The sequence below is a fragment of the Bradyrhizobium sp. LA6.1 genome (assembly GCF_040547805.1).
GTDB lineage: Bacteria > Pseudomonadota > Alphaproteobacteria > Rhizobiales > Xanthobacteraceae > Bradyrhizobium > Bradyrhizobium barranii.
In genome coordinates this window covers 359,212-385,047 of the sequence record NZ_JBEPQK010000004.1, presented here as the reverse complement: position 1 = coordinate 385,047, position 25,836 = coordinate 359,212, and the positions used below count along the sequence as shown (strand labels likewise).

18 protein-coding genes are annotated in these 25,836 nt (G+C 64.5%); 12 read left to right on the top strand and 6 right to left on the bottom strand.

Going from position 1 to position 25,836, the window contains the following annotated elements; genetic code table 11:
- The first annotated feature begins 112 nt into the window (after nucleotides 1-112).
- The 5 genes from pimD to ABIB99_RS12360 all read left to right on the top strand — a co-directional run bounded on the left by pimD (nucleotide 113) and on the right by ABIB99_RS12360 (nucleotide 7,314).
- Nucleotides 113-1,255: a pimeloyl-CoA dehydrogenase small subunit gene (gene pimD, locus ABIB99_RS12380; RefSeq protein WP_354175958.1), complete on the top strand. Its 1,143-nt coding sequence runs from the start codon at nucleotides 113-115 to the stop codon at nucleotides 1,253-1,255.
- Between the two features lie 161 nt (nucleotides 1,256-1,416).
- Nucleotides 1,417-2,190: an SDR family NAD(P)-dependent oxidoreductase gene (locus tag ABIB99_RS12375; protein WP_304492734.1), complete on the top strand. Its 774-nt coding sequence runs from the start codon at nucleotides 1,417-1,419 to the stop codon at nucleotides 2,188-2,190.
- Nucleotides 2,191-2,455: 265 nt separating this feature from the next.
- Complete coding sequence (gene glpK, locus ABIB99_RS12370; protein WP_354175956.1) at nucleotides 2,456-3,961, top strand: glycerol kinase GlpK; 1,506 nt, start codon at nucleotides 2,456-2,458, stop codon at nucleotides 3,959-3,961.
- Nucleotides 3,962-4,083: 122 nt separating this feature from the next.
- Nucleotides 4,084-6,531, top strand: a complete 2,448-nt coding sequence (locus tag ABIB99_RS12365) for a penicillin acylase family protein (RefSeq protein WP_354175955.1) — start codon at nucleotides 4,084-4,086, stop codon at nucleotides 6,529-6,531.
- Between the two features lie 189 nt (nucleotides 6,532-6,720).
- On the top strand, nucleotides 6,721-7,314 hold the full coding sequence (locus ABIB99_RS12360; protein WP_354175954.1) for a GNAT family N-acetyltransferase: 594 nt from the start codon (nucleotides 6,721-6,723) through the stop codon (nucleotides 7,312-7,314).
- Nucleotides 7,315-7,331: 17 nt separating this feature from the next.
- Here the strand turns inward: ABIB99_RS12360 and ABIB99_RS12355 are convergent, their stop codons facing one another.
- Nucleotides 7,332-8,486: a BBP7 family outer membrane beta-barrel protein gene (locus ABIB99_RS12355; RefSeq protein WP_354175953.1), complete on the bottom strand. Its 1,155-nt coding sequence runs from the start codon at nucleotides 8,484-8,486 to the stop codon at nucleotides 7,332-7,334.
- Between the two features lie 195 nt (nucleotides 8,487-8,681).
- On the opposite strand from ABIB99_RS12355, the gene ABIB99_RS12350 reads away from it, so the two are divergent.
- The gene (locus tag ABIB99_RS12350) at nucleotides 8,682-9,311 is read left to right on the top strand and encodes a glutathione S-transferase family protein (protein WP_354175952.1); all 630 of its coding nucleotides are present in this window, start codon (nucleotides 8,682-8,684) and stop codon (nucleotides 9,309-9,311) included.
- A gap of 8 nt (nucleotides 9,312-9,319) precedes the next feature.
- On the opposite strand, the gene ABIB99_RS12345 is transcribed toward ABIB99_RS12350, so the two are convergent.
- From ABIB99_RS12345 to metF, 3 genes are all read right to left on the bottom strand, one after another.
- Nucleotides 9,320-10,108: a hypothetical protein gene (locus ABIB99_RS12345; RefSeq protein WP_354175950.1), complete on the bottom strand. Its 789-nt coding sequence runs from the start codon at nucleotides 10,106-10,108 to the stop codon at nucleotides 9,320-9,322.
- A 705-nt stretch (nucleotides 10,109-10,813) separates the two neighbouring features.
- Entirely contained in the window at nucleotides 10,814-14,662 is a 3,849-nt protein-coding gene (gene metH / locus ABIB99_RS12340; protein ID WP_354175949.1) for a methionine synthase, read from the bottom strand.
- A gap of 6 nt (nucleotides 14,663-14,668) precedes the next feature.
- Nucleotides 14,669-15,595 carry a methylenetetrahydrofolate reductase [NAD(P)H] gene (gene metF, locus ABIB99_RS12335; protein ID WP_354175948.1) on the bottom strand — a complete coding sequence of 309 codons (927 nt, stop codon included), beginning with the start codon at nucleotides 15,593-15,595 and terminating at the stop codon, nucleotides 14,669-14,671.
- Nucleotides 15,596-15,994: 399 nt separating this feature from the next.
- Between metF and ABIB99_RS12330 the strand changes: the two genes are divergently transcribed.
- Nucleotides 15,995-17,008: an LLM class flavin-dependent oxidoreductase gene (locus ABIB99_RS12330; RefSeq protein ID WP_354175947.1), complete on the top strand. Its 1,014-nt coding sequence runs from the start codon at nucleotides 15,995-15,997 to the stop codon at nucleotides 17,006-17,008.
- 123 nt (nucleotides 17,009-17,131) lie between these two features.
- Here ABIB99_RS12330 and ABIB99_RS12325 read toward each other — a convergent pair whose 3' ends face one another.
- A complete protein-coding gene (locus ABIB99_RS12325; protein WP_354175945.1) occupies nucleotides 17,132-17,992 on the bottom strand; it encodes a prephenate dehydratase in 861 nt (286 codons plus the stop codon).
- A gap of 21 nt (nucleotides 17,993-18,013) precedes the next feature.
- A complete protein-coding gene (locus tag ABIB99_RS12320) occupies nucleotides 18,014-18,754 on the bottom strand; it encodes a 3-deoxy-manno-octulosonate cytidylyltransferase (RefSeq protein WP_014498245.1) in 741 nt (246 codons plus the stop codon).
- 219 nt (nucleotides 18,755-18,973) lie between these two features.
- On the opposite strand from ABIB99_RS12320, the gene ABIB99_RS12315 reads away from it, so the two are divergent.
- The 5 genes from ABIB99_RS12315 (at nucleotide 18,974) to ABIB99_RS12295 (ending at nucleotide 25,830) form a co-directional block, all read left to right on the top strand.
- Nucleotides 18,974-19,528, top strand: a complete 555-nt coding sequence (locus ABIB99_RS12315) for a c-type cytochrome (protein ID WP_071916710.1) — start codon at nucleotides 18,974-18,976, stop codon at nucleotides 19,526-19,528.
- Between the two features lie 212 nt (nucleotides 19,529-19,740).
- Nucleotides 19,741-21,642 carry an extracellular solute-binding protein gene (locus tag ABIB99_RS12310; protein WP_354175944.1) on the top strand — a complete coding sequence of 634 codons (1,902 nt, stop codon included), beginning with the start codon at nucleotides 19,741-19,743 and terminating at the stop codon, nucleotides 21,640-21,642.
- Nucleotides 21,643-21,656: 14 nt separating this feature from the next.
- Nucleotides 21,657-23,540: an extracellular solute-binding protein gene (locus ABIB99_RS12305; RefSeq protein ID WP_063986075.1), complete on the top strand. Its 1,884-nt coding sequence runs from the start codon at nucleotides 21,657-21,659 to the stop codon at nucleotides 23,538-23,540.
- A gap of 2 nt (nucleotides 23,541-23,542) precedes the next feature.
- Nucleotides 23,543-24,652, top strand: a complete 1,110-nt coding sequence (locus ABIB99_RS12300; protein WP_354175943.1) for a microcin C ABC transporter permease YejB — start codon at nucleotides 23,543-23,545, stop codon at nucleotides 24,650-24,652.
- Nucleotides 24,652-25,830, top strand: coding sequence for an ABC transporter permease (locus ABIB99_RS12295; protein ID WP_063980960.1), 1,179 nt, complete (start codon nucleotides 24,652-24,654; stop codon nucleotides 25,828-25,830). Before ABIB99_RS12300 ends, ABIB99_RS12295 begins: the two co-directional genes overlap by 1 nt.
- Nucleotides 25,831-25,836 lie beyond the last annotated feature (6 nt).

Below are 25,836 nucleotides of genomic sequence, written 5' to 3'. Positions count from 1 at the left end.
CAGCGCGAGCCCGGAATCCATAGCCACGATCGGGAGTATGGATCCCGGGCTCGCGCGATGCGCGCCCCGGGATGACGAAGCCAGATAATTTCGGGTACGAGGAACCAAAGAAATGGATTTTGATCTGAACGAGGAGCAACGGCTTCTCAAGGACAGCATCGACGGCCTGCTGACCGATTCCTATGATTTCGAGAGCCGCAAGAAGTACATGAAGGAGAAGGGCGGCTGGAGCCAGGCCGTCTGGGGCAAGCTCGCCGAGCAGGGCCTGCTTGGCCTGCCCTTCGCGGAGGCCGATGGCGGCTTCGGCGGCGGGGGTGTCGAGACCATGATCGTGATGGAAGCGCTCGGCAAGGCGCTGGTGCTCGAGCCGTATCTGGCAACGGTCGTGATCGGCGGCGGCTTCCTGCGCCACGCCGGCTCCGATGCGCAGAAGGCCGCGCACGTGCCCGGGATCATCGACGGCAGCAAGACGCTGGCGTTCGCCCAGCTCGAGAAGAACTCGCGTTACGATCTCTTCGACGTCTCGACGACGGCGAAGAAGAAGGGCGACGGCTGGGTGGTCGACGGCGAGAAGTTCGTCGTTCTCAACGGCGAGAACGCCGAGACCCTGATCGTTACCGCCCGCACCAAGGGCGACCGCCGCGACAAGTCCGGCATCGGCGTGTTCCTGGTGCCGGCGAATGCCAAGGGCGTGACCAAGAAGTCGTACCCGACCCAGGACGGCCTGCACGCCGCCGACATCACCTTCACCGGCGTCGAGGTCGGTGCCGATGCGGTGCTCGGCAATCCCGACGACTCGCTCGCGCTCATCGAACGTGTCGTCGACGAAGCCCGCATCGCGCTCTGCGCCGAGGCCGTCGGCCTGATGGACGAGTCGCTCAAGACCACGGTCGAGTACATCAAGACGCGCAAGCAGTTTGGCGTTGCGATCGGCTCATTCCAGTCGTTGCAGCACCGCGCCTCCGACATGTTCGTCGCCGCCGAGCAGGCGCGATCGATGTCGATGTTCGCGACCATGGCCGGCGATTTCGAGGACGCCAAGGAGCGTTCCAACGCCATCGCCGCGGCCAAGGTGCAGATCGGCAAGTCGCTGAAGTTCGTGGGACAGCAGGCGATCCAGCTCCACGGCGGCATCGGCATGACCATGGAGGCGAAGATCGGCCACTACTTCAAGCGCCTCACCATGATCGAGAACAGCTTTGGTGATACCGACTACCACCAGCGCCGCGTCGCGGATGGGAGCGGGTTGATCTGAGTTGATCTAGGCCACGCGAAGACTGTCATGCCCCGGCTTGACCGGGGCATCCAGTACTCCGCGGCGGCAGTTCGTTCACGCAACTTCAGCCGCGGAGTACTGGGTCGCCCGGTCAAGCCGGGCGATGACACCGAACAAGCGGACGTAGCGGAGCAACAACAATGAAAAACACCCCGTTCGATCTCACCGGAAAAGTCGCAATCGTCACCGGCTCCAGCCGCGGCATCGGTCGCTCCTCGGCGGAGCTGCTGGCAAAGCTCGGCGCCAAGGTCGTGGTGTCATCGCGGAAAGCCGACGCCTGCAAGGAAGTCGCCGACGGCATCATCGCGGCCGGCGGCGATGCGACCGTCATTCCCTGCAACATCGCGCGCAAGGCCGAGGTCGAGGCGCTGATTTCGGGCACGATCAAGCACTACGGCAAGATCGACATCCTGGTCTGCAACGCGGCGGTGAATCCGTATTACGGCCCGCTGCTCGACATCACCGACGAGGCCTTCGACAAGATCATGGGCAGCAACGTCAAGAGCAACATCTGGCTCTCCGCGCTGGCGATCCCGCAAATGGCCGAGCGCGGCAACGGCTCCGTCGTCATCATCTCCTCGATCGGGGGGCTGCGCGGCTCGACCGTGATCGGCGCCTACGGCATCTCCAAGGCCGCCGACTTCGCGCTGTGCCGCTCGCTCGCCGGCGAATGGGGCCCGAAAGGCGTCCGCGTCAACTGCATCGCGCCCGGCCTGGTCAAGACCGATTTCGCCCGCGCGCTGTGGGAAGACGAAGCCAACCTCAAGCGCCGCACCGCCACCACGCCCCTCCGCCGCATCGGCGAACCCGACGAAATCGCCGGCGCCGTCGCCTATCTCGCCTCCGACGCGTCCAGCTTCATGACCGGCCAGACCATCGTCATCGACGGCGGCGTGACCACGGCGGCGGTGTAGGGATTCTTCCCTCTCCCCTTGTGGGAGAGGGTGGCTCGCCGCATAGCGGCGAGACGGGTGAGGGGTCTCTCTCCGCGAGTGAATCTCTTCCTGCTGAATTCGCTGAAGCATACCCCTCATCCGGCGCTTCGCGCCACCTTCTCCCGCAAGGGGAGAAGGAAGGGGAGCCGCGCGCGTTGATCCAATCTTGACCTTGCCGCCCTAATCCGCTCCCTTTGGCGCGACACAATGACCCCCTCTCAGGGAAACGCCAGGGTAAGCTTCCATGTCTTTCGTCCTCGCCATCGACCAGGGCACCACCTCTTCGCGCGCCATCGTTTTTCGCGGTGACATCTCGATTGCCGCCCGCGCGCAGCAGGAGTTTCCGCAGCATTTTCCGGCCTCGGGCTGGGTCGAGCACGAGCCGGAGGACATCTGGACCTCGACCGTGATGGTCTGCCGAGACGCGATCGAGCAGGCCGGCATCACCGCAAAGGACATTGCGGCGATCGGCATCACCAACCAGCGCGAGACCACCGTGGTGTGGGACCGCGCCACCGGCCAGGCCGTGCACCGCGCCATCGTCTGGCAGGACCGCCGCACCGCCGACATCTGCGCGAAACTCAAGGCCGAAGGCCGCGAGCCCGTGATCTCGCAAAAGACCGGCCTGATCATCGATCCCTATTTCTCCGGCACTAAGGTCGCGTGGATCCTCGACCACGTCCCCGGCGCACGGGCGCGTGCCGCGCGCGGCGAGCTGATGTTCGGCACGGTCGATTGCTATCTGCTCTGGCGCCTCACCGGCGGCAAGGTGCACGCCACTGATGCCACCAACGCCTCGCGCACGCTGCTGTTCAACATCCACACCGGCCAGTGGGACGACGAGCTCTTGGAGATCATCGGCGTGCCGCGCTCAATGCTGCCCGAGGTGAAGGATTCTTCCGCCCGCTTCGGCGAGAGCACGCCGGACCTGTTCGGCGGCGCGATCGCGATCTCAGGCATTGCCGGCGACCAGCAGGCCGCGACGATCGGCCAGGCCTGCTTCCGCCCGGGCATGATGAAGTCGACCTACGGCACCGGCTGTTTTGCCCTGCTCAACACCGGGACTACGCCGGTGGTGTCGAAGAACAAGCTGCTCACCACCGTCGCCTATCAGCTCGAGGGAAAGCGCACCTACGCGCTCGAAGGCTCGATCTTCGTCGCGGGCTCGGCGGTGCAGTGGCTGCGCGACGGCCTCGGCATCATCAAGCACGCCGCCGAGACCGGCCCGCTCGCTGATCAGTCCGATTCCATGCAGAGCGTCTATCTGGTCCCCGCCTTCGTCGGCATGGGGGCGCCCTACTGGAATCCGCGCGTGCGCGGCGCGCTGTTCGGCCTCACCCGCAACACCGGCCCGGCTGAGCTCGCGCACGCCGCGCTGGAGAGCGTGTGTTACCAGACCTTCGACCTCTGGGCCGCGATGCGCGCGGACTGGCCGAGCTCGGAAGTCGCGAGCGTCGTGCTGCGCGTCGACGGCGGCATGACCGCCTCCGACTGGACCATGCAGCGCCTCGCCGATCTCTTGGACGCACCGGTCGATCGCCCCGTGATCCAGGAGACCACGGCGTTGGGCGCCGCCTATCTCGCCGGCCTTCAGGCGGGCGTCTATCCCGAGCCGACGAAGTTCGCCGACAATTGGCGGCTCGAGCACCGCTTCAAGCCGAACATGAGCCAGGCGACGCGCGAGCGGAAGCTCGCCGGCTGGGCGCGCGCGGTGAAGGGCGTGCTCGCGAGCGACGAGGGAGAGGGATAGGCGGATGTCGTAGCCCGGATGGAGCGAAGCGCAATCCGGGGTTTTCTCCACGAGTAAGATTCCCGGATTACGCTTCGCTCCATCCGGGCTACGGACTAAAATAACAACAACGGGAGAAGACAATGAACACGGATCTCAACCGGGTCATCCAAAAACTCTGCGGCGCAGCGATCTGCGCCGCGCTGCTGACCTCGACAGCCATCGCGCGCGACAAGCCGAATCCGCTCGGAAGCGCGCGGCAGCTCAAGACCGACGTCGCGGGCCTCGACGCCCCCGCCCAGATCCTGGTCGACGTCTGGGGCATCCCGCACATCTATGCCGGCAACGAGCACGACCTGTTCTTCCTGCAGGGTTTCAACGCCGCGCGCGACCGGCTCTGGCAGATCGATCTCTGGCGCAAGCGCGGCCTCGGCCTGCTCGCCAAGGATTTCGGCCCGGCCTATGCCGAGCAGGACAAGGCGCTACGGCTGTTCCTGTATCGCGGCGACATGAACGCGGAGTGGGCGGCCTACGGTCCCAAGGCGAAGACCTATGCGGACGCGTTTGTCGCAGGCGTCAATGCCTATGTCGCCGATGTGCGCGCGGGAAAACGCCCGCTGCCGATCGAGTTCAGGATCGCCGGCACCATGCCTGATCCGTGGACGGCGGATGACGTCGTCCGCATTCGCAGCCACGGCCTGACGCGCAATGTCGCCTCCGAGGTCAAGCGCTCGCTGGTCGCCTGCGCGGCCGGCCTCGATGCCGATCGTTTCCGCGTCAAGCTCGAGCCGGCATGGACCACGAAAGTCCCCGATGGTCTCGACCCCTGCAGCGTGCCGAAGGCCGTGCTCGCGGCCTACGATCTCGCGACGCGCCCCGTGGCCTTCGCGGCACCGAAGGACAAGCAGGCCGCACTCGCGCATGATCCCGACAAATACCTCACCGAGGCCGACCAGCAGCGCGACACCATCGGCTCCAACAATTGGGTGATCGCGGCCTCGCGCACGGCGACGGGCCGCCCGATCCTCGCCAACGATCCGCATCGCGAGCACAGCGTGCCCTCGCTGCGCTACATCGTCGGCCTCAATGCGCCCGGCCTCTCGGTGATCGGTGCCGGCGAGCCGGCGCTGCCCGGCATCTCGATCGGCCACAACGGCACCATTGCCTTCGGCCTCACCATCTTCAACGTCGACCAGGAAGACCTCTACGTCTACGAGCTCAATCCGCAAAACCCCAACCAGTACCGCTACGGCAATGGCTGGGAAGACATGCGCATCGTCCACGAGACCGAACAGGTCAAAGGCGAAGCCGATCGCGACCTCGAGCTGAAATTCACCCGGCACGGTCCCGTCATCTTCGTCGACGATGCGAACAAGCGCGCCTTTGCGGTCCGCTCGATCTGGTTCGAGCCTGGCACGTCAGCCTATTTCGGCTCCTCCGACTACATGACCGCGAAGGACTGGAACGGCTTCCTCGCCGCCATGCGGCGCTGGGGCGCGCCGTCCGAGAACCAGGTCTATGCCGACACCCGCGGCAATATCGGCTGGGTCGCCGCCGGCAAGACGCCGCGGCGCGCCAACTTCGACGGCCTGATGCCGGTGCCCGGCGACGGCCGCTACGAGTGGCAGGGCTTTCTCTCGCTCGACGAATTGCCGAAAGCCTATCAGCCCAAGCAGGGCTTTCTCGCCACCGCCAACCAGATGAACCTGCCGGCCGATTACCCGATAGCCGAACGCAAGGTCGGCTTCGAATGGTCCGACAGCGCGCGCTGGCAACGCATCACCGAGGTGCTCGCGGCCAACAGCAAGGTGACGCTCGCCGACGCCATGGATTTGCAGAACGACGACACCGCGATGCTGGGGCGGCGCCTCGTCAAGCTGTTGCAGCCGCTCACCTCCGACGATCCCAATGTGAAGAAGGGTCTCGAGCTGCTCAAGCCATGGGACGCGCGCGATGCCGCCGACAGCGCGGCGGCTGCCGTGTTCGAGGTCTGGATCGCCAATCATCTTGGGCCGGTGCTGCTGAAGACCACGGCGCCCAAGGCCGCCGATCTGATCGCGCCGGAGGCGTCGAGCATTTCGGCGCTGGTCGCCTATCTGGAATCCCCGGATGCGTCATTCGGCGCCGATCCCGCTGCCGCGCGCGACCAGATCCTGCGCGACAGCCTCGGCGCCGCAGTGGCCGACGTCACGGGTAAGCTCGGGCCGGATGCCTCGACCTGGCGCTGGGGCCGGCTGCATGTCGCGAAATTCGACCATGCCTTGATGCCGCTCGCCGACAAGGCGACCGCAGCGCAGCTCTCGGTCGGCCCGCTCGCCTATGGCGGCGCCGCCAATGTGCCGCGCGCGGCCACCTACCGCCGCGCCGATTACCAGCTGTTCGCCGGCGCATCGTTCCGCATGGTGCTCGACGTCGGCAATTGGGATGCGAGCCGCACCATCAACACGCCTGGCCAATCCGGCGATCCCTTCAGCGCCCATTATCGCGACCTCGCTCCGCTCTGGGCCACTGGCCAATATGTCCCGCTGCTCTACAGCCGCCCGGCCGTCGAAGCCGCGACCGCGGAAGCGATCATTTTGACGCCGCGATGAGCGACCTGTTGGCTGGAGAGTGCCGGAAGAGCGCGGCCTGCATGGTTCGAGACGCCCGCTTAGGCGGGCTCCTCACCATGAGGGTCTGATATCTCGCCGCGAAACGCGACCTCATCCTGAGGGCCCGCCGTAGGCGGGCGTCTCGAAGGATGGGCAGCAAGTGAGCGCCATGTCTTTCCGAGAGGCCCCATGATCATCCCCGACGGCTATTCCGACATCCCCGCCGGCAAGATCGCTGCGGTCGTCACCCATCTGGAGATGACCGCACCTCCCGCGCGCCGCGACGATCCTCCAGGCGCGTGGTCCTTGCGCAAGGTCGACGCGCCCGCGCTTCATTGGTATCGCGATCTCCATCGCCGCGTCGGCGAGGAGTGGCTGTGGTTCTCGCGTGCGCGCCTGAATGACAGGGAGCTTGCCGCGATCGTCCACGCGCCAGGCGTCGAGGTCTATGCCCTGGTCGTGAACGGCCGCGACGAAGGCCTGCTGGAGCTGGACTTTCGCGAGGCCGGCCAGTGCGAGCTGGTCTATTTCGGTGTCACCGCCGGATTGATCGGGACGGGCGCCGCCCGCTTCCTGATGAACCGCGCGCTGGAGCGCGCATGGTCTCGCGAGCTGCGCCGCGTCTGGGTGCACACCTGCACCTTCGACCATCCCTCGGCCGTCGCGTTCTACCAGCGCTCCGGCTTCCGCCCGTTCCGCCGCCAGATCGAAATCGCCGACGACCCGCGCCTCGACGGAACGGCATCGCCGACGGCGGCGAGGCATGTGCCGATCATTGAGTAATGCCGGGCTACGCGCCCTCAGTATTTATACCGCACGCCAAAGCTGAACCCCTGCGCAAGCAGGTTCGTCGTGTTGAGCACCGGCCCGGGCCGGTTCGGCCCGCCGCCGGCCGGCGGTGGCGCGAGGTTCGGATTGACGGTGGTGTCGATCAGCCCGCCGGCGCGCTGTACGCCGGTCCAGTACATCACGTCGTAGCCGGCGATCAGCCGCCAGCCGGGCGCAACCTGATATCCCGCCTTCAACGACAGCTCCGGCACCACGGCGAAGCGGGTCTGGTCGTAATGGCCTATATTGCTCGACAGCGCGAGGAAGCCGCCCGGGGCCGTCGTGGTGACGCCGGCCACGGTCGAGGCGGTCGAGCCCGAAATGTCGGCGCTGTTGAGATTGGCGCCGAGCGCCACCTTGCCGCGCCACTCCAGCGACCACGGGCCATTGCGCCAGTCACCGGTAAGGCCGAGATCGAGGCCGTGGAAATTGCTCGACGCCTTGAAATTGTCGGTGGGGCTGAAGGTGCCGAAGGCAAGAATGGTCGCGGTATTGGAGATCGTCAGCGTGTCGGTCGACCGCAGATAGCGATAGCCAACCAGCGCGCTGACGCGCTGTCCGCTCCACGCGCCGAGATCCCAGCGATAGAGCGCGCCGGCGCCGAGCAGGCGCGAGGTTTCGCTCGCGCTGGCACTGCCGGTGGCCAGCCCCGGAAATCCCGCGATCAGCGCGTCGGGAAATCCCGTCAGCGCATTGGTGAAGGGCCGTGCCAGGATCGGATTGGCATTGGTGTCGGTCGCAAATCCGGTCGAGAGATTTTCCAGCCCGAAGAACGAGGCTTCGATGCCGCGGCTGCGCTGCGGATCGAACCAGTAGCCGGCGGTGATGCGCCCGCCCGAACGCCAGTCGTTGTTCACACTGGAATTGCCGAACAGCACGGTCGTCGTGGGCTGGCCGAGCACGCCGACAACTCCCAGCGGCGTGCCGACCGGGCTCGTGGTCACCAGCGCCGGCAGCTTGTCGCCCGTCACGCTCCAGGCAAGGTAGTCGGCCTCGGCCCAGAACGGATTGAAGTCGGCAGGTTTGGGCGGCGCCTTCATCGGCAGATCGGCTGCTGACGTGACGTCGGGCACGATCGCCGTAAGAGCTAGGCCGACCGCTGCCGCTCTCAATGCCCGCCGATTCATTTGGCTTCCCTCTGGGTTCGCGGAATGAACCATGCGACAATTTGTTCGGCAAGCTGGAGTTGAGGCAGTGCCGAGACGAAAATGTGTAGCTGTTGCCGTTGAGCACCGCTCGCTGGCTGTGTCGTTCGATAATGGCCTTGTGAAGAAGATGAATGGCCGGCTTCGAGCCTCGGCCCTGACTAGTGAGCGAGAACCATGTTCCTGATTGGCCAATACGATTCTCCCTTCGTCCGCCGTGTCGCGATCGCGCTGCGGCTCTACGGCCTCGCCTTTGAGCACCGGCCATGGTCCACCTTCGGCGACGCCGACAAGATCGCGCCGTATAATCCGCTGCGCCGCGTGCCGACGCTGGTGCTCGACGATGGCGAGGCGCTGATCGAGAGCACGATCATTCTGGACTATCTCGATGAGCTCGTCGGGCCGGAGAAGGCGATGCTGCCGCGCGGCGGCGCCGAGCGGCGAAAGCATTTACGCATCTGCGCACTCGCTACCGGCCTCGGCGACAAGGCGGTGAGCCTGCTCTATGAGCGCGTGCTGCGGAAGGAGCAGCTTGCGCTGTGGGTCGAGCGTTGCCAGGCGCAGATCGCCGACGTGCTGAAGGTGCTCGAAGGCGAACGCGCCGGGGTGACGACGCCGTACTGGCTGGGCGACCGGATCGGCCACGCCGACATTGCGGTTGCCTGCGTCGTCCGCTTCACCCGTGAAGCCCATCCGCAACTGTTCGAGCCATCGCGCTATCCGGCGCTGTCGGCACACGCCGAACGCTGCGAGGCGCTGGCATCGTTCAGGGAGGTCGTGCAGCCGCTGGCCCCGCCGAAGGGGTGAAAGCGCGCCTATCTCCTGTTGCAGGGCTTGATCTCACCCGCCGCGGACTTCAGGACGATCGGATTCGGCGACAGCCTTATGCCAAAGAACAATTGAGAGCCGGACACCTTGTCGTCCGATCCCTGGTGGGCGTCCAGCTCGAGCTTCGCCGCGATCTCGGATGTCAGCTTGGCCCGCTCCTCCATCGAAATCGTGTTGTGATATTTGATCTCGTAGACGACGTCGGCTTCCAGCACGGACCGCGTCTGGCAGACCACTCCGCCGCTCGAAAGGTTCAGGGCGATCGCGTCCTCGCATTCGGCCTTCAGCAATGCATTGCGGGTCGATATCAGCGACTCGTCGGAAATCAGGAGAATGTTGGCGTTCTCGAGCTTGAGGTGAATAGAATCAACTTGCTGCATTCCGGCGACCGCCGACAGCTTGTCCCTGACCTGCGCGGACACGTCGAGATTCTTCTCGAGCGACTGCTTCAGGTCCCGGTCCACCGTCGGTGATTTCCGGATCTTGTCGGCCAGCAGCGTGGGGTCGATATCGCAGGTCGGATGCAGCTCCAGCCGGCCATTGCTCAGATATTCGATCGTGTTGATGGTGCCGGGGCCGCCGAACGTGCTCGGCGGCACCACCTCGAAATATCCGGTCTCGGAGAGGATGGCCGTGATCGTCTGTTTCTTTCGCGGGAATCCGACCCAGGCTGCAACCATCACCAGGCCGATCGCGACAAAGACGAGGCTACCAAGCCAAAGCCATTTGCGACTTGCTACTTTCGCGGGCAGCACAACTGGTTTCGTTCGCCGCATGGCACGTAGCCTTTCGGACAGTCAGCCGCGGCAATCGTAGGCAGCACGACAAGGGCGATCGCGGCGACGAACAGTGCAATGAACTGGTTCATATGCTCGATCCCAAGCAAACCATCGGTTTGAAGGTAGTAGACCGATAGAGTAGCGAATCAAGGTTGAGCGGACAAGTGAACGAGTTCACACCGCCTGGTTCCTGCGCGAAATTGCCGGTGAGCCGAATTCCGGACCGCGACTCGTCCTGGTGGTGTGTCAGAAAGGAGCAGGCCGCTCTTTGCGTCGCGCACTGTCGGTTGTTGCGAGGCGCAGGCGCCGTCCAGGGAGATCGTGCAGCCGCCGGCGCCGCCGAAGGAGCGAGGTCTCTACCCTCCCCTGGAGGGGGAGGGTCGTGCGCGCGAAGCGCGAGCGGGGTGGGGTGACCTCTCAACACGGGTAGTGTTCACGCGGAGAGACCGTCACCCACCTCGGTCCGCATTCCGGTTCGCTGCATGCGAAATCCCCCTCCAGGGGAGGATGGGGACGCGCGTGTGGCATCCATCGGCACGGCAGGCGATGATGGAATATTACCGGTGTTTTGCCCGACGGAGCAAGCCGTTTCGGCAAGACCGAAATTCCTCAAGACTTTCAACCCCACCTCTACTGTGCATGGGGTTGTTTTTCACTTTTTAGTCTTGGGAAGCGAAGGCGGGCTGGGAAGCGAAGGCGGGCCTACCCCGCCCCCGCGCGCTTCTTCTGCCAGACGAGATGCACCGCGCAGGTGCAGCCGGGCGGATGCGAGGCGAGGTCCTTCGACGTCTCGTCGTTCGCGGGCGTTGCCACGAAGGTCTTGTCGGTCTGCTGCGATGGGATGTAGTTCAGCACCGGCGCGAGCCAGCGCTCGGTTTCCGCCACCGTCATGCCCTTGCGTGCGGCATAGTCCTCGACCTGGTCACGCTCGATCTTGCCGACGCCGAAATAATAGCTCTCGGGGTTCGCGAAATAGAGCCCCGACACGGAAGAGCCCGGCCACATCGCAAAGCTCTCGGTCAGCTTCACGCCGGCAGTCGCCTCCGCATCGAGCAGCTCGAACAGCGTCGCCTTCTCGGTGTGATCGGGCTGCGCGGGATAGCCCGGCGCGGGGCGGATGCCCTGGTACTTCTCGAGGATCAGATCGTCGCAGGAGAGTGCTTCGTCCGGCGCGTAGGCCCAGAACTCGCGGCGCACGCGGGCATGCATGCGTTCGGCGAAGGCTTCAGCGAGACGATCGGCCAGCGCCTTGCACAGGATCGAGGAGTAGTCGTCATTGGCCATCTTGAAGCGGTCGGCGACCACATCCTCGCCGATGCCGGCCGTGACGACGAAGCCGCCGACATAGTCGGGGACGCCGGCGGGCGCGACGAAGTCGGCGAGCGCGGCGTTGAACCGGCCCTCGCGCTTCTCGAGCTGCTGGCGCAGCGTGTGCAGCGTCGCGATCTGCTTGGTCCGGCTTTCGTCGGAATAGAGCACGATGTCGTCACCTTCAGCGTTCGCCGGCCAGAAGCCGACCGTCGCGCGCGCCCGGAACCATTTTTCCTTGACGATCAGGTCGAGCATTTTGCGCGCATCGTCATAGAGCGAACGCGCGACCTCGCCGACCTTGGAATCGTCGAGGATGGCGGGGAAGCGGCCGGCGAGCTCCCAGGTCTGGAAGAACGGCGTCCAGTCGATATAGGGCACGAGCTCGGCGAGATCGTATTCGTCAAAGCTGCGGATGCCCAAGAAGGTCGGCTTCACCGGCTTGTTCGCGGCAAAGTCGACCGGCACGCGGTTGGCGCGCGCGGCCGCGAGCTTCAGGCGCTTCTTGTCGGCCTGCGCGCGCAGATGCGCGGCCGAGATTTTTGCGTATTCGGCGCGCACCTCGGCGGCATAGGCCTCGCGCTTCTCGGGCGAGAGCAATGAGGAGGCCACGCCGACGGCGCGGCTGGCGTCGTTGACGTGGACGACGGGACCGGCGCGATAGCTCGGGTCGATCTTGACCGCCGTGTGCACGCGGCTCGTGGTGGCGCCGCCGATCAAGAGCGGCAGCTTCAAACCTTCGCGCTGCAATTCACCGGCGAAGAACGCCATCTCGTCGAGCGAGGGCGTGATCAGGCCTGATAGCCCGACGATGTCGGCCTTCTCCGCCTTCACGGTCTCGACGATCTTGGCCGCCGGCACCATCACGCCGAGGTCGATGACCTCGAAATTGTTGCACTGGAGCACGATGCCGACGATGTTCTTGCCGATGTCGTGGACGTCGCCCTTGACGGTCGCGAGCACGATCTTGCCGGCGGAAGATGAACCTTCGGTGCCGATGCCGTTGGCGAGGTTGCGCGCCTTCTCTTCCTCCATGAACGGCATCAGCCACGCCACCGCCTGCTTCATCACGCGCGCGGACTTCACCACCTGCGGCAGGAACATCTTGCCGTCGCCGAAGAGGTCGCCGACCACGTTCATGCCGGCCATCAAGGGGCCCTCGATCACGTCGAGCGGACGCTTGGATGCCTTGCGGGCCTCCTCGGTGTCCACTTCGATGAACTCGGTGATGCCGTGCACCAGTGAATGCGACAGCCGCTTCGCCACCGGCCATTCGCGCCAGGCGAGATCGGCTTCCTTGGTCTGGGTCTTGTTGCCGCGGAATTTCTCCGCAAGCGCCAGCAGGCGCTCGGACGCGCCGGGGTCGCGATTGAGGATGACGTCCTCGCACACCTGGCGCAGCTCGGCATCGATGTCGTCATAGACGATCATCTGTCCGGCATTGACGATGCCCATGTCCATGCCCGCCTTGATGGCGTGATACAGGAACACCGAGTGCATCGCCTCGCGCACCGGCTCGTTGCCGCGGAACGAGAACGACAGATTGGAGACGCCGCCGGAGATATGCGCGTGCGGCAGGTTCTGGCGGATCCAGCGCGTCGCCTCGATGAAGTCGACGCCGTAATTGTTGTGCTCTTCGATGCCGGTCGCGATCGCAAAGATGTTCGGATCGAAGATGATGTCCTCAGGCGGGAAGCCGACGCGGTCCACCAGGATGTCGTAGGCGCGCTTGCAGATCTCGGTCTTGCGCGCGAACGTATCGGCCTGGCCGACCTCGTCGAACGCCATCACCACCACGGCTGCGCCATGGCGCCGGGCGATCTTGGCCTCGTGAATGAACTTTTCCTCGCCTTCCTTCATCGAGATCGAGTTGACGACCGGCTTGCCCTGCACGCATTTCAGGCCGGCCTCGATCACCGAGAATTTCGAGGAATCGACCATCACGGGGACGCGGGCGATGTCGGGCTCGGCGGCGACGAGGTTGAGGAAGGTCACCATCGCGGCTTCCGAATCTAGAAGCCCTTCGTCCATGTTGACGTCGATGATCTGCGCGCCGTTCTCGACCTGGTCGCGGGCGACCTGCAGCGCGGCCGTGTAGTCGCCGGCGGTGATCAGCTTGCGGAAGCGGGCGGAGCCGGTGACGTTGGTGCGCTCGCCGACGTTCACGAACGGGATGGCGTCCGTCAGGATGAACGGCTCGAGGCCGGAGAGCCTTAAGCGAGGTTCGATTTCCGGCACGACGCGCGGCTTGTGCGGGGCGACGGCCGCCGCGATCGCCGCGATATGGTCCGGCGTGGTGCCGCAGCAGCCGCCGACGATGTTGACGAGGCCATCGCGCGCGAACTCGCCGACCAGGCGCGCCATGTACTCCGGGGTCTCGTCGTACTGGCCGAATTCGTTGGGCAGGCCGGCGTTCGGATAGGCACACACCAGCGTGTCGGCGACGCGGCCGATGTCGGCGATATGCGCGCGCAGATCTTCCGCGCCGAGCGCGCAGTTGAAGCCGATGGTGACGGGTTTTGCGTGCCGCACCGAATTCCAGAACGCTTCCGGCATCTGGCCGGAGAGGAGGCGGCCGGATTTGTCGGTGATGGTGCCCGACACCATCACGGGCACGTCGATGCCGCGCTCTTCGGTGATCTCGGCGATCGCATAGAGCGCCGCCTTGGCGTTCAGCGTGTCGAAGATGGTCTCGACCAGCAGCAGATCGACACCGCCATCGAGCATGCCGTTGATCTGCTCGCCATAGGATTTGCGCAAATCGTCGAACGTGACGGCCCGGTAGCCGGGATTGGAAACGTCGGGCGAGATCGAGGCGGTGCGGTTGGTCGGGCCGATGGCACCGGCGACGAAGCGCGGCTTGCCGTCCTCGGCCTCGACGCGCCTTGCGGCGTTGCCGGCGAGGCGGGCGCCTTCGCGCGCCATCTCGTAGACGATGTCGGTGAGGTCGTAATCGGCCTGCGCGATCGAGGTCGTCGAGAAGGTGTTGGTCGCGACGATGTCGGCGCCGGCGCGCAAATAGGCGGCGTGGATGTCCTCGATCGCCTGCGGCTGGGTCAGGATCAACAGGTCGTTGTTGCCGCGCAGGTCGCGATGGAAATCCTTGAAGCGCTCGCCGCGGAAGGCGGCCTCGTCGAACTGGAGGTTCTGGATCATCGTGCCCATGGCGCCGTCGAGCACGAGAATACGCTCGCGGGCGGCATTGAGCAGGGCAGTTCGCTTGGGAGAAACGGGAGTGGTCATTTTATCTTAAGCCGCCTTCTGCGCGCTCTTGGCGCGGATGCCGAGCAAATGGCTGATCGCGAACACGAGATCGGCGCGGTTCATGGTGTAGAAATGGAAGGTGTCGACGCCGCGCTTCGCCAGCTTCTGCACCTGGCCGGCGGCAACCGTCGCGGCCACCAGCTTGCGGGTCTCGGCGTCGTCGTCGAGGCCGTCGAATTTCTCCGCCAGCCAATCCGGCACGGAGGTGCCGGCGCGGGTGACGAAATTGCGGGCCTGCTTGAAATTGTGCATGGGCATGATGCCGGGCACGATCGGGATGTCGATGCCTCGGGCACGGACGCGGTCGAGATAGCGGAAGTAGAGGTCGTTATCGAAGAACACCTGCGTGATCGCGCGCGTCGCACCCGCATCGACCTTGGCCTTCAGGGTGTCGATGTCGGCGTCGAAGTCGCGCGCTTCAGGGTGCTTCTCGGGATAGGCGGACACGGACACTTCGATGTCGCCGTGCCGCTTCTTGATGCCCGCAACGAGGTCGGCTGAGCTCTGGTAGCCGTCGGGATGGCTGGAATAGGGCGTGCCGATGCCGCCGGCGGGATCGCCGCGCAGGCCGACGATGTGGCGGACGCCGACCTCGTGATAGCGGTCGACGATCTCGTCGATCTCCCCGCGCGAGGCGCCGACGCAGGTCAAATGCGCGGCCGGCAGCAGCGCGGTCTCCTTGAGGATGCGGGTGATGGTCGAATGGGTGCGCTCGCGGGTCGAGCCGCCGGCCCCATAGGTCACGGAGACGAATTTCGGGTCGAGCGGGGCGAGCCGGTTGATGGTCTCCCAGAGATTGCGCTCCATCTCTTCCGTCTTGGGCGGAAAGAACTCGAAGGAGATCGCAGGCCGCTTCGAGGAGAGGTGCCCGTCTTGCCCTTCGGCGCGGGCAGGCGTCGTCAGATCAGTCATGGCACCACTCACTCCAGGGGCTCGTCCGGCTTTCGGCGGCCGGCAGTCAGGTCTCGATTGGATGTGGTCAAGATAAGCCAAAGCGGTCGCACTCGACAGCCCATCGGGGATGGGAAGTGGCCCACTTTCACCAGTATCGGTGGAAATATTGAACGGATGAGGGTGTGAGTGGGAAGTGCGTAGATTTGACAAAGTGTTATATGAATCAATAAATTGGAATGTTTTTTGCGGCGAGCAGAAGCAAGTAAGGGGCGTGGGCAGTGTGAAGATGGTGTTGCCGCGGCAAATTTTGTCCCATCGCCTCAACTGGCGCTGCCGTGCGGGTTCGCGGCCCGCACACGCCAGACCTGCGCAGTCTGCCCATTGCCGCCGCGCTGGCCTTCACTACCTTAGCGCGCCATGATCCCGCTCTCAGTCCTCGACCTCTCCGTCGTCACCACAGGTACAAGACCCGCCGCGGCGCTGCGCAACAGCATCGATCTGGCGCGCCATGTCGATGGGCTTGGCTATGTCCGCTACTGGCTCGCCGAGCATCACAACCTCGCCTCGGTGGCGAGCCCGGCGCCCGACGTGATGATCGGGCAGATCGCGGCGGTGACGAAGCACATCCGCGTCGGCTCCGGCGGGGTGATGCTGCCCAACCACGCCCCGCTCGTGGTGGCCGAGCGCTTCAAGATGCTGGAGGCGCTGTTTCCCGGCCGCATCGATCTCGGTCTCGGCCGCGCCCCCGGTACCGACGGCGCCACGGCCTACGCCCTGCGCAGCCGTCTCGACCGCCGCGAGGGCGACGACTTCCTGGAGCGGCTGCACGAACTGATTCTGTGGGAGACCCGCGAATTTCCCGCGGGCCATCCCTACAACAACGTGGTCGCGATGCCCGACGACACCAAGCTGCCGCCGATCTGGCTGCTCGGCTCCAGCGACTATTCCTCGGAGCTCGCCGCGCAGGTCGGCATGGGTTTCGCCTTCGCCCATCATTTCGCATCCCATGACGCGATCGATGCGATGGTGCATTACCGCAACCGTTTCCAGCCCTCGGCCTGGAGCGCGAGCCCGCGCGCGATCCTCGCCGTCGCCGTCATCACGGCCGACACGGATGAGGAGGCCGAAAAGCTCGCCACCTCGTTCGATCTCAACCGCCTGCGCCGCGACCGCGGGCAATATCTGCCGCTGCCGAGTGTCGAGGAGGCGCTGGCCTATCCCTATACGGATGCCGAGCGCATTTCGATCTCGCGCAACCGTTCGCGCCTTTTCGTCGGCAATCCGGCGACGGTGCAAAAGAAACTGCAGCCGTTGATCGACGCGAGCAAGCCGGACGAGTTGATGGTGATTACGGCCGTGTACGACCACGACGCACGGAAGAAGTCGTATTCGCTGCTGGCCGAGGCGTTCGGGCTGAAAGCGGCCGCGTAAAGCTCTCGTGCCCCGGACGCGGCGCAGCGCGAAGCGGTGCGGCCGCAGAGCCGGGGCCCATCGCGCTCCGGGTATCGCCGCCCCTGGGTCCCGGCTCGCGCTTCGCGCGCCCGGGACACGCAATCAATCCTGCTGCGTCTCGCTGAACGTCGCGCGGAACGGGTGTCCCGGATACACGCCGACGATGCGGAATTCGCGCGAGAAGAATTTCAGCTCCTCGATCGCGAATGCCAGTCCCTTGTCTTCAGGGTGGCCGTCGACGTCCGCATAAAACTGTGTGGCGAAGAAATTGCCGTCGACCATGTAGCTTTCGAGCTTGGTCATGTTGACGCCGTTGGTCGCGAAGCCGCCGAGCGCCTTGTAGAGCGCGGCGGGCAAGTTGCGCACGCGAAATACAAAAGTCGTGACCAGCGGGCCGGAGCCTTGCGTCGCCCATTTCGGCTCGCGCGCCAGCACCACGAAGCGCGTGGTGTTGTGCGCCTCGTCCTCGATGTCCTCGGCCAGAATGTCGAGGCCGTAGATCTTTGCCGCAAGCCGCGAGGCGATCGCGGCGACGGCCTTGTCGTTGCGCTCGGAAATGTCGCGGGCGCTGCCGGCGGTGTCGGCGTGCACGATCGGCTTGATGCCGAGTTTGCGGATGATGCGCCGGCACTGGCCGAGCGCATGCACGTGGCTCTCGACGCTCTTGATGTCCTCGAGCTTCGTCCCCTTCACCGCCATCAGCTGATGGCGGACCGGTAGAAACCATTCGCCGATGATGAAGAGGCCGGAGGCCGGCAGCAGATGATGGATATCGGCGACGCGGCCCGCGACCGAATTCTCGATCGGGATCATGCCGAGATCGGCCTCGCCCGACGAGATCGCCGACAGCGCGTCCTCGAAGGTGGCGCAGGGCATCGGCTCGGCGTCGGGATAGGCCTCGACGATGGCGATGTGGGAGTTGGCCCCAGGCTCGCCCTGGAATGCGATTTTCAGCTTGCTCATGATCGGCCTTGTAACAGCGGCTCAGGATTTGGAAAGGATGCTGCGGGCGGTCTCCAGGTCCGCCGGCGTGTCGACCCCGCGGGGCACGGTGTCGACGATGGTGAAGTCGATCCGCATCCCGGCCTCCAGCGCCCGGAGCTGCTCGAGCTTCTCCTGCAATTCCAGCGGGGACGGCGGCAGCGAGACGTAGCGCTCCAGCGCGGCGCGGCGATAGGCGTAGAGGCCGATATGGTGGTAGCGCGGTCCGTCGCCGGTCGGCGCAGTCGCGCGGGTGAAATAAAGTGCGCGCATGCGTTTCCCGCCGAGCGAGGTTCCGATCGCCTTTACGACGCTCGGCGCGAGGTCCTCCTCCTCGGTATGGATCTGCGAGGCCAGCGTCGCGATGTCCACGGCCGGATCTTGCAGCGGCGGCAGCACCTCGCGGATGTTGTCGATCGTGATGGTCGGGAAATCGCCCTGGAGATTGACCACGATCTCGGCCTTGCCTGAGGGATCGAGCTTCTGCATTGCCTCGTGGATGCGGTCCGAGCCAGAGGGGTGCTCCGGGCGGGTCATCACGGCTTCGCCGCCATGGGCGGTGACCACGGAGGCGATCTCGTCCGTATCGGTTGCGACCGCGACCCGGCCGATGCCGGCGGCCTCTGCCCGCCGCATCACATGCACGATCATCGGCAGGCCCGCGATGTCGGCGAGCGGCTTGCCGGGCAGGCGGGTGGCGGCCATGCGGGCCGGGATCAGCACCAGGATGCGGGGATCGATCATCGGGTCAAGGGCCTGGAAACGAGAGGTTTTCCGCGTCGAGAAATGGGGTGGGGACGGGCTGAAAGCCGGGTCGCTTATACGGGTTGCCAGACCCCGGGCAAACCGATATCTCAATGGCAAAACTCGGGGAAACAACAAGGAACGTTTGATTCTCCCGAGGCTCGTCCTGGCGGCCGCTCGGCCGCTATTTCCTTACTGTGGTGTGGGGCCTGGCCGGAAATGGACTCTTTCGAACTGAACAAGATCCTCGGTGCCGTGCTTGGCACCTGTCTCATTCTGCTTGTGACGAGCTTTGCCGCCCAGGCGCTGTTCACACCGAAGCCGCTGGCGAAGCCTGGTTTCGAGATCGCCGTGAAGGAAGATGCTGGCCACGGCAAGGAAGGTGGCGCCGCTGCTGCGCCCTCCGAGCCGATCGAAAAGCTGCTCCAGACCGCTTCCGTCGAAAAGGGCGCTTCGGCTGCCAAGAAATGCGGCGCCTGCCACACCTTCGAGAAGGGCGGCCCGAATCGCGTCGGTCCGAACCTCTATGGCGTCGTCGGCGAAGCCAGGGGCGAGGGCCGCAACGGCTTCAACTTCTCGGCCGCCATGAAGGCCAAGGGCGGCACCTGGTCGTTCGACGACCTCAACAAGTTCATTGCCAATCCGAAGGGCTTCATCCCGGGCACCGCGATGGGCTTCGCCGGCATCCCGAAGGACTCCGAGCGCGCCGACGTCATCGCCTATCTGAATTCGCTGTCAGAGCATCCTCAGCCGATCCCGACGGCGTCGAAGTAAGGCCGTCAAAAACCGATCTTGAATGTGCGGCCAGGCTGAAAAGCCTGGCCGTTCGCTTATCCGGGCCTCGCGGTGAGTTTATCGGGGCGTTTGGCCGCATCCGACAGGCCGCCGGGACTTCCAACATGAGGAAAAAGCAACATATTCCGTCGAAACCTCGCCTATATTGAGCACTTAAAGGGGTAACCTCCTTCAAGACCAGGAATGTTGATTTGGCCATTACCCGACGCGATCTCCTGCTCACCGGCACTGCCGCCGTAGCGCTCCCCGCCCTCGGTTCCGTAGGGGGCCTTCCCGTCATCGGCACGGCCGCGGCGCAATCCGCCAGTGAGGCGCCCTGGCGCCACGCGCTGTCGCTGTTCGGACAGGTCAAATATCCCGCCGACTTCAAGCGCTTCGATTACGTCAATCCGGAAGCGCCCAAAGGCGGTGTCGCGCGCCAGATCGCCGTCGGCACTTTCGATAATTTCAATATCGTAGTGGCGGGAGTGAAGGGGCAGGTCGCCGGTGCCGTCGCGTTCATCTACGAATCCCTCACGACGCCCTCGCTCGACGAAGTCTCGACCGAATACGGCGCGCTGGCCGAGGCCGTCAGCCACCCGGCCGACTTTTCCTTCGTCACCTATCGTTTGCGGCCGCAGGCCAAATGGCATGACGGCAAGCCGGTCACTGCGGACGACGTGATCTTCTCGCTGGATGCCTTCAAGAAGCATCACCCGATGTACTCGGCCTATTACAGCCATGTGGTGAAGGCCGAGAAGGTCGGTGAGCGCGAGGTGAAGTTCGTGTTCGACGCACCGGGCAACCGCGAGCTGCCGCAGATCGTCGGGCAGCTCACGGTTTTGCCGAAGCATTGGTGGGAGGGGACCGACGCGCAAGGCCGCAAGCGCGATGTCTCCGCGACCACGCTCGAAATACCGCTCGGTTCCGGTCCCTACAAGGTCAAGGAATTCGTGGCGGGACGGTCGATCGCGCTGGAGCGCGTCAAGGATTATTGGGGGCGCGATTTCGCCACCAATGTGGGCCGCAACAATTTCGACGAGATGCGCTACGAGTATTTCCGCGATGCCACCGTGGCGATCGAGGCTTTCAAGGCCGATCAGGTGGACTGGCGCACCGAGAACAGTGCGAAGAACTGGGCGACAGCCTACGACTTCCCGGCCGTGACCGAAAAGCGGGTGATCCTCGAGGAGTTCGCCAATCGCAGCTCGGGTGTGATGCAGGCTTTCGTGCCGAACCTGCGCCGCGCCAAATTCAAAGATCCTCGCGTCCGTCGCGCGCTCAACTATGCGTTCGACTTCGAGGAGATGAACAAGCAGATCTTCTACGGTCAGTACAAGCGCGTCAGCAGCTATTTCGACGGTATCGACGAGCTCATGGCGACCGGGTTGCCGCAAGGCAAGGAGCTCGAGATCCTCGAGACCGTTCGCGCCGATGTTCCGCCTGAAGTCTTCACGACGGCCTATACCAATCCGGTCGGCGGCAGTCCGGAAGCCGTGCGCGACAATCTTCGCGAGGCGCTGCGCCTGTTCAAGGAGGCCGGTTACGAGGTGCGCGACCGCAAGCTGGTCGATGTCAAGACCGGTGCGCAGTTCACCCTGGAGCTGCTGAATCAGGATCCGAGCTTCGAGCGGGTCACGCTGTTCTACAAGCCGTCGCTGGAACGACTCGGCATCGCGGTCAGCGTGCGCACGGTCGACCCGACTCAATACGAGAACAGGACTCGGGACTGGGATTTCGACGTCGTCACCAACTCATGGGGCGAGTCGCAGTCGCCGGGCAACGAGCAGCGCGAGTTCTGGTCGTCCAAGACGGCCGACATCGCTGGTTCGCGCAATATTGCCGGCATCAAGAATCCGGCGATTGACAAGCTGATCGAGAGGCTGATCTACGCCACGGGTCGCGACGATCTCGTCGCGGCAACCAAAGCGCTCGACCGCGTGCTGCTGTGGAATAACTACGTCGTTCCGCAATGGACCTATTCGAAGATCCGCACCGCGCGCTGGGATCGCTTCGGCCGACCGGCGGAATTGCCCAAATACGGTCAGTCCGGCTTCCCGTTCATCTGGTGGTACGACGCAGACAAGGCGGCACGGATCGCAAAGAAGTCGTGAAGGACATCCCCCGCATGACGCAGATGTCACGCCGCCATGTGCTGGTCTTGGGTGTCGGTAGCGCCGTCGGCGTGTCCCTCGGCGCACCGCTGCTACATGGCGCGCGCGCATCCGAAGCGGGGACCGAGGCGCACGGCATCTCGGCCTTCGGCGATCTCAAATATGCCGCCGATTTCCACCATTTCGGCTACGTCAATGTCGACGCGCCGAAGGGCGGCGCGTTCTCGCTCATTCCCTCGGTGCGGGCCTACAACCAGTCCTACTTCACGTTCTCTTCGCTCAACGCTTACATCCTGAAGGGCGAAGGTGCGCAGGGTATGGACATGACCTTCGCGCCGTTGATGGCGCGGGCCAATGACGAGCCCGACGCGATGTACGGGCTTGCGGCGAAATCGGTGCGAATCTCGCCGGACAAGCTGACCTACACCTTCACGATACGGCCCGAGGCCCGCTTCCACGACGGCTCCCGGCTCACCGCGCATGACGTCGCCTTCTCGCTCAACACGCTGAAGGAGAAGGGCCATCCGCTGATCGTCGTGCAGCTCCGCGATTTCGTGAAGGCCGAGGCGCTGGACGACGCCACCGTGGCCGTCACCTTCGCGCCGAACCGCGCGCGCGACGTGCCGCTCTATGTCGCAAGCCTGCCGATCTTCTCGAAGGCCTATTATGCCACGCGCGCCTTCGATGAATCGACGCTCGATACGCCGCTGGGCTCCGGCCCGTACAAGGTCGGCAGGTTCGAGGTGAACCGCTATGTCGAATATGAGCGCGTCAAGGACTGGTGGGGCGCCGACCTGCCGGTCTGCCGCGGCAGCTACAATTTCGACACGGTGCGCTACGAATTCTACCGCGACCGCGACGTTGCCTTCGAAGGCTTCACCGGCAAGAACTATCTGTTCCGCGAGGAGCTCACCTCGCGCATCTGGGCCACACGCTATGATTTCCCGGCGATCAAGGACGGCCGGGTCAAGCGCGAGCAGCTGCCGGACGAGACCCCGTCGGGTGCGCAGGGCTGGTTCATCAACATCCGCCGCGACAAGTTCAAGGATCCGCGCGTGCGGGAGGCGCTGACCTACGCCTTCGACTTCGAATGGACCAACAAGTCGATCATGTACGGCGCCTATGCGCGCACGCACTCGCCATTCCAGAACTCCGACATGATGGTATCAGGCCCGCCTTCGCCCGAAGAGCTCGCGCTGCTCGAGCCCTTCCGCGGCAAGGTGCCTGACGAAGTGTTCGGCCAGCCTTTCGTGCCGCCGGTGTCGGACGGATCGGGACAGGACCGCAGCCTGCTGCGCAAGGCGGGCGAGCTGCTCAACGAGGCGGGCTACGTCGTCAAGGATCGCAAGCGGGTGCTGCCCAATGGCGAGCCTTTCACGATCGAGTTCCTGAACGACGAGCAGTCGATCCAGCCGCATCACGGGCCGTACCTGAAGAACCTCGCAACGCTCGGCATCGACGCCACGTTTCGCCTGGTCGATGCCGTGCAGTACCGCGCGCGGCTCGAGGATTTCGATTTCGACATGACGATCCAACGCTTCTCGATGTCGGCGACGCCCGGCGACGCCATGCGGGCGTTCTTCTCCTCCCAGGCGGCCAAGACCAAAGGCTCCTACAATCTCGCCGGCATCTCCGATCCGATCATCGACGCGCTGATCGAGAAGATCATTGCCGCCCAGACCAGGGCGGAGCTGACCACGGCCTGCCGCGCCTTCGATCGCGTGTTCCGGGCCGGGCGCTACTGGGTGCCTCAGTGGTACGCAAACTTTCATCGCGTGGCCTATTGGGACCAGTTCAGCCATCCCGACAAGCCGGCGAAATATGCGCAAGGCGTCGGTGCGCCGGAGAACTGGTGGTTCGATGCCGCCAAGGCGACCAAGCTCGAGCAGGCGAAATAATCATGAGCGCCTATATCGCCCGCCGCATCCTCCTGATGATCCCGACCCTGCTCGGGATCCTCTTCGTCTCCTTCGTCGTCGTGCAATTCGCGCCGGGCGGCCCGGTCGAGCGCGTCGTCGCGCAGCTCTCGGGCGCCGACACCGGCGGCAGCTCGCGCATCTCGGGCGGCGGTGATTTCGCTCAGCGCGCGCCCGGTCAGCTGGGCGCTGGTGGCGACGCCATCAATTCGAAATATCGCGGCGCGCAGGGCCTGGACCCTGACTTCATCAAGAAGCTGGAGAAGCAATTCGGCTTCGACAAGCCGGCCCCCGAACGCTTCGCGCTGATGGTGTGGAATTTCGCCCGCTTCGATTTCGGCAACAGCTATTTTCGCGATGTCAGCGTGCTCCAGCTGATCAAGGAAAAGCTCCCGGTCTCGATCTCGCTTGGCATCTGGCTGACGCTGCTAACCTACCTGATCTCGATTCCGCTCGGCATCCGGAAGGCAGTCAAGGACGGAACGCGCTTCGATACCTGGACGTCGAGCGTGCTCGTGCTCGGCTACGCGATTCCCGGCTTCCTGTTCGCGATCCTCCTGATCATCCTGTTCGCCGGGGGCTCGTTCTTCAACTGGTTCCCATTGCGCGGACTGACGTCAGACGGCTGGTCGCAATTTCCCTGGTACTGGAAGATCATCGATTACTTCTGGCATTTGACGCTGCCGCTGATCGCCATGGGGCTCGGCGCGTTCACCACCATGACGTTCCTGACCAAGAACTCGTTTCTGGATGAGATCCGCAAGCAATACGTGATGACCGCGCGCGCAAAGGGCTGCAGCGAGAATCGGGTGCTCTATGGCCACGTCTTCCGCAACGCGATGCTCATCGTGATCGCGGGCTTTCCCAGCACCTTCATTCACGCTTTCTTCTCGGGCTCGCTTCTGATCGAGACCATCTTCTCACTGGATGGGCTCGGACTGCTCAGTTTCGAGAGCGTTCTCAACCGCGACTATCCCGTGGTGTTCGGCACGCTCTTCATCTTTTCGCTTGTCGGCCTCGTGATCAACCTCATCTCTGACCTGACCTACATGTGGATCGATCCGCGGATCGATTTCGAGGCACGGGAGGTCTGATGACACTGACCGCCCCGACCCCGATCGAAACCACCGCAAAGTCGCCGCTCGGCGATGCCGTGCCGATCACACGCAAGCCGTTCGTGCCATCTCCGCTCAACCGGCGGCGCTGGCAGAATTTTAGGGCGAACCGGCGCGGTTACTGGTCGTTCTGGATCTTCATGATCCTGTTCGTGGTGTCGCTGTTTGCCGAGCTGATCGCCAATGACCGGCCATTCCTGATCAAGTACGACGGCCATCTCTACTGGCCGGCCTTCGTCACCTATTCCGAGACGACCTTCGGTGGCGACTTCGAGACGGCGGCCGACTACCGCGATCCCTATTTGCAGAAGCTGATCAAGGACAAGGGTGGCAGCATCGTCTGGCCGCTGATCCGCTATTCCTACGACACCCACAATCTCGACCTGCCGACGCCGGCGCCGTCGCCGCCGACCTGGATGCTGACGGAGGCGCAGTGCAAGCCTGTCGTCGAGAAGAAGGGCCTCAAGAGCTGCCGCGACCTCGAATACAACTGGCTCGGCACCGACGATCAGGGCCGCGACGTGGTTGCGCGCCTGATCTACGGTTTCCGTATCTCGGTGCTGTTCGGCCTGTGCCTGACCATTGTCTCCTCCGTCGTCGGCATCGCGGCCGGCGCGGTGCAGGGCTATTTCGGCGGCTGGGTCGATCTGTTGTTCCAGCGTTTCATCGAGATATGGACTGCGATCCCTTCGCTCTACCTCTTGCTGATCCTCTCGTCGGTGCTCGTGCCTGGCTTCTTCGTGCTGCTCGGCATCCTGCTCCTGTTTTCCTGGGTGTCGCTGGTCGGGCTCGTGCGCGCGGAGTTCCTGCGCGGGCGCAATTTCGAGTACATCCAGGCCGCGCGCGCCCTCGGCGTGTCGAACGCCGTGATCATGTTCAAGCATCTGCTGCCGAACGCGATGGTCGCGACGATGACGTTCCTTCCGTTCATCGTCTCCTCGTCGGTCATGACGCTCACGGCCCTCGATTTCCTCGGCTTCGGGTTGCCGCCCGGCTCGCCGTCGCTCGGCGAACTGCTGTCGCAGGGCAAGTCCAACGTGCAGGCGCCCTGGCTTGGTTTCTCCGGCTTCTTCTCGGTCGCGATCATGCTGTCGCTCTTGATCTTCATCGGCGAAGCCGTGCGCGACGCCTTCGATCCGCGCAAGACGTTCAAGTGAGGGCGT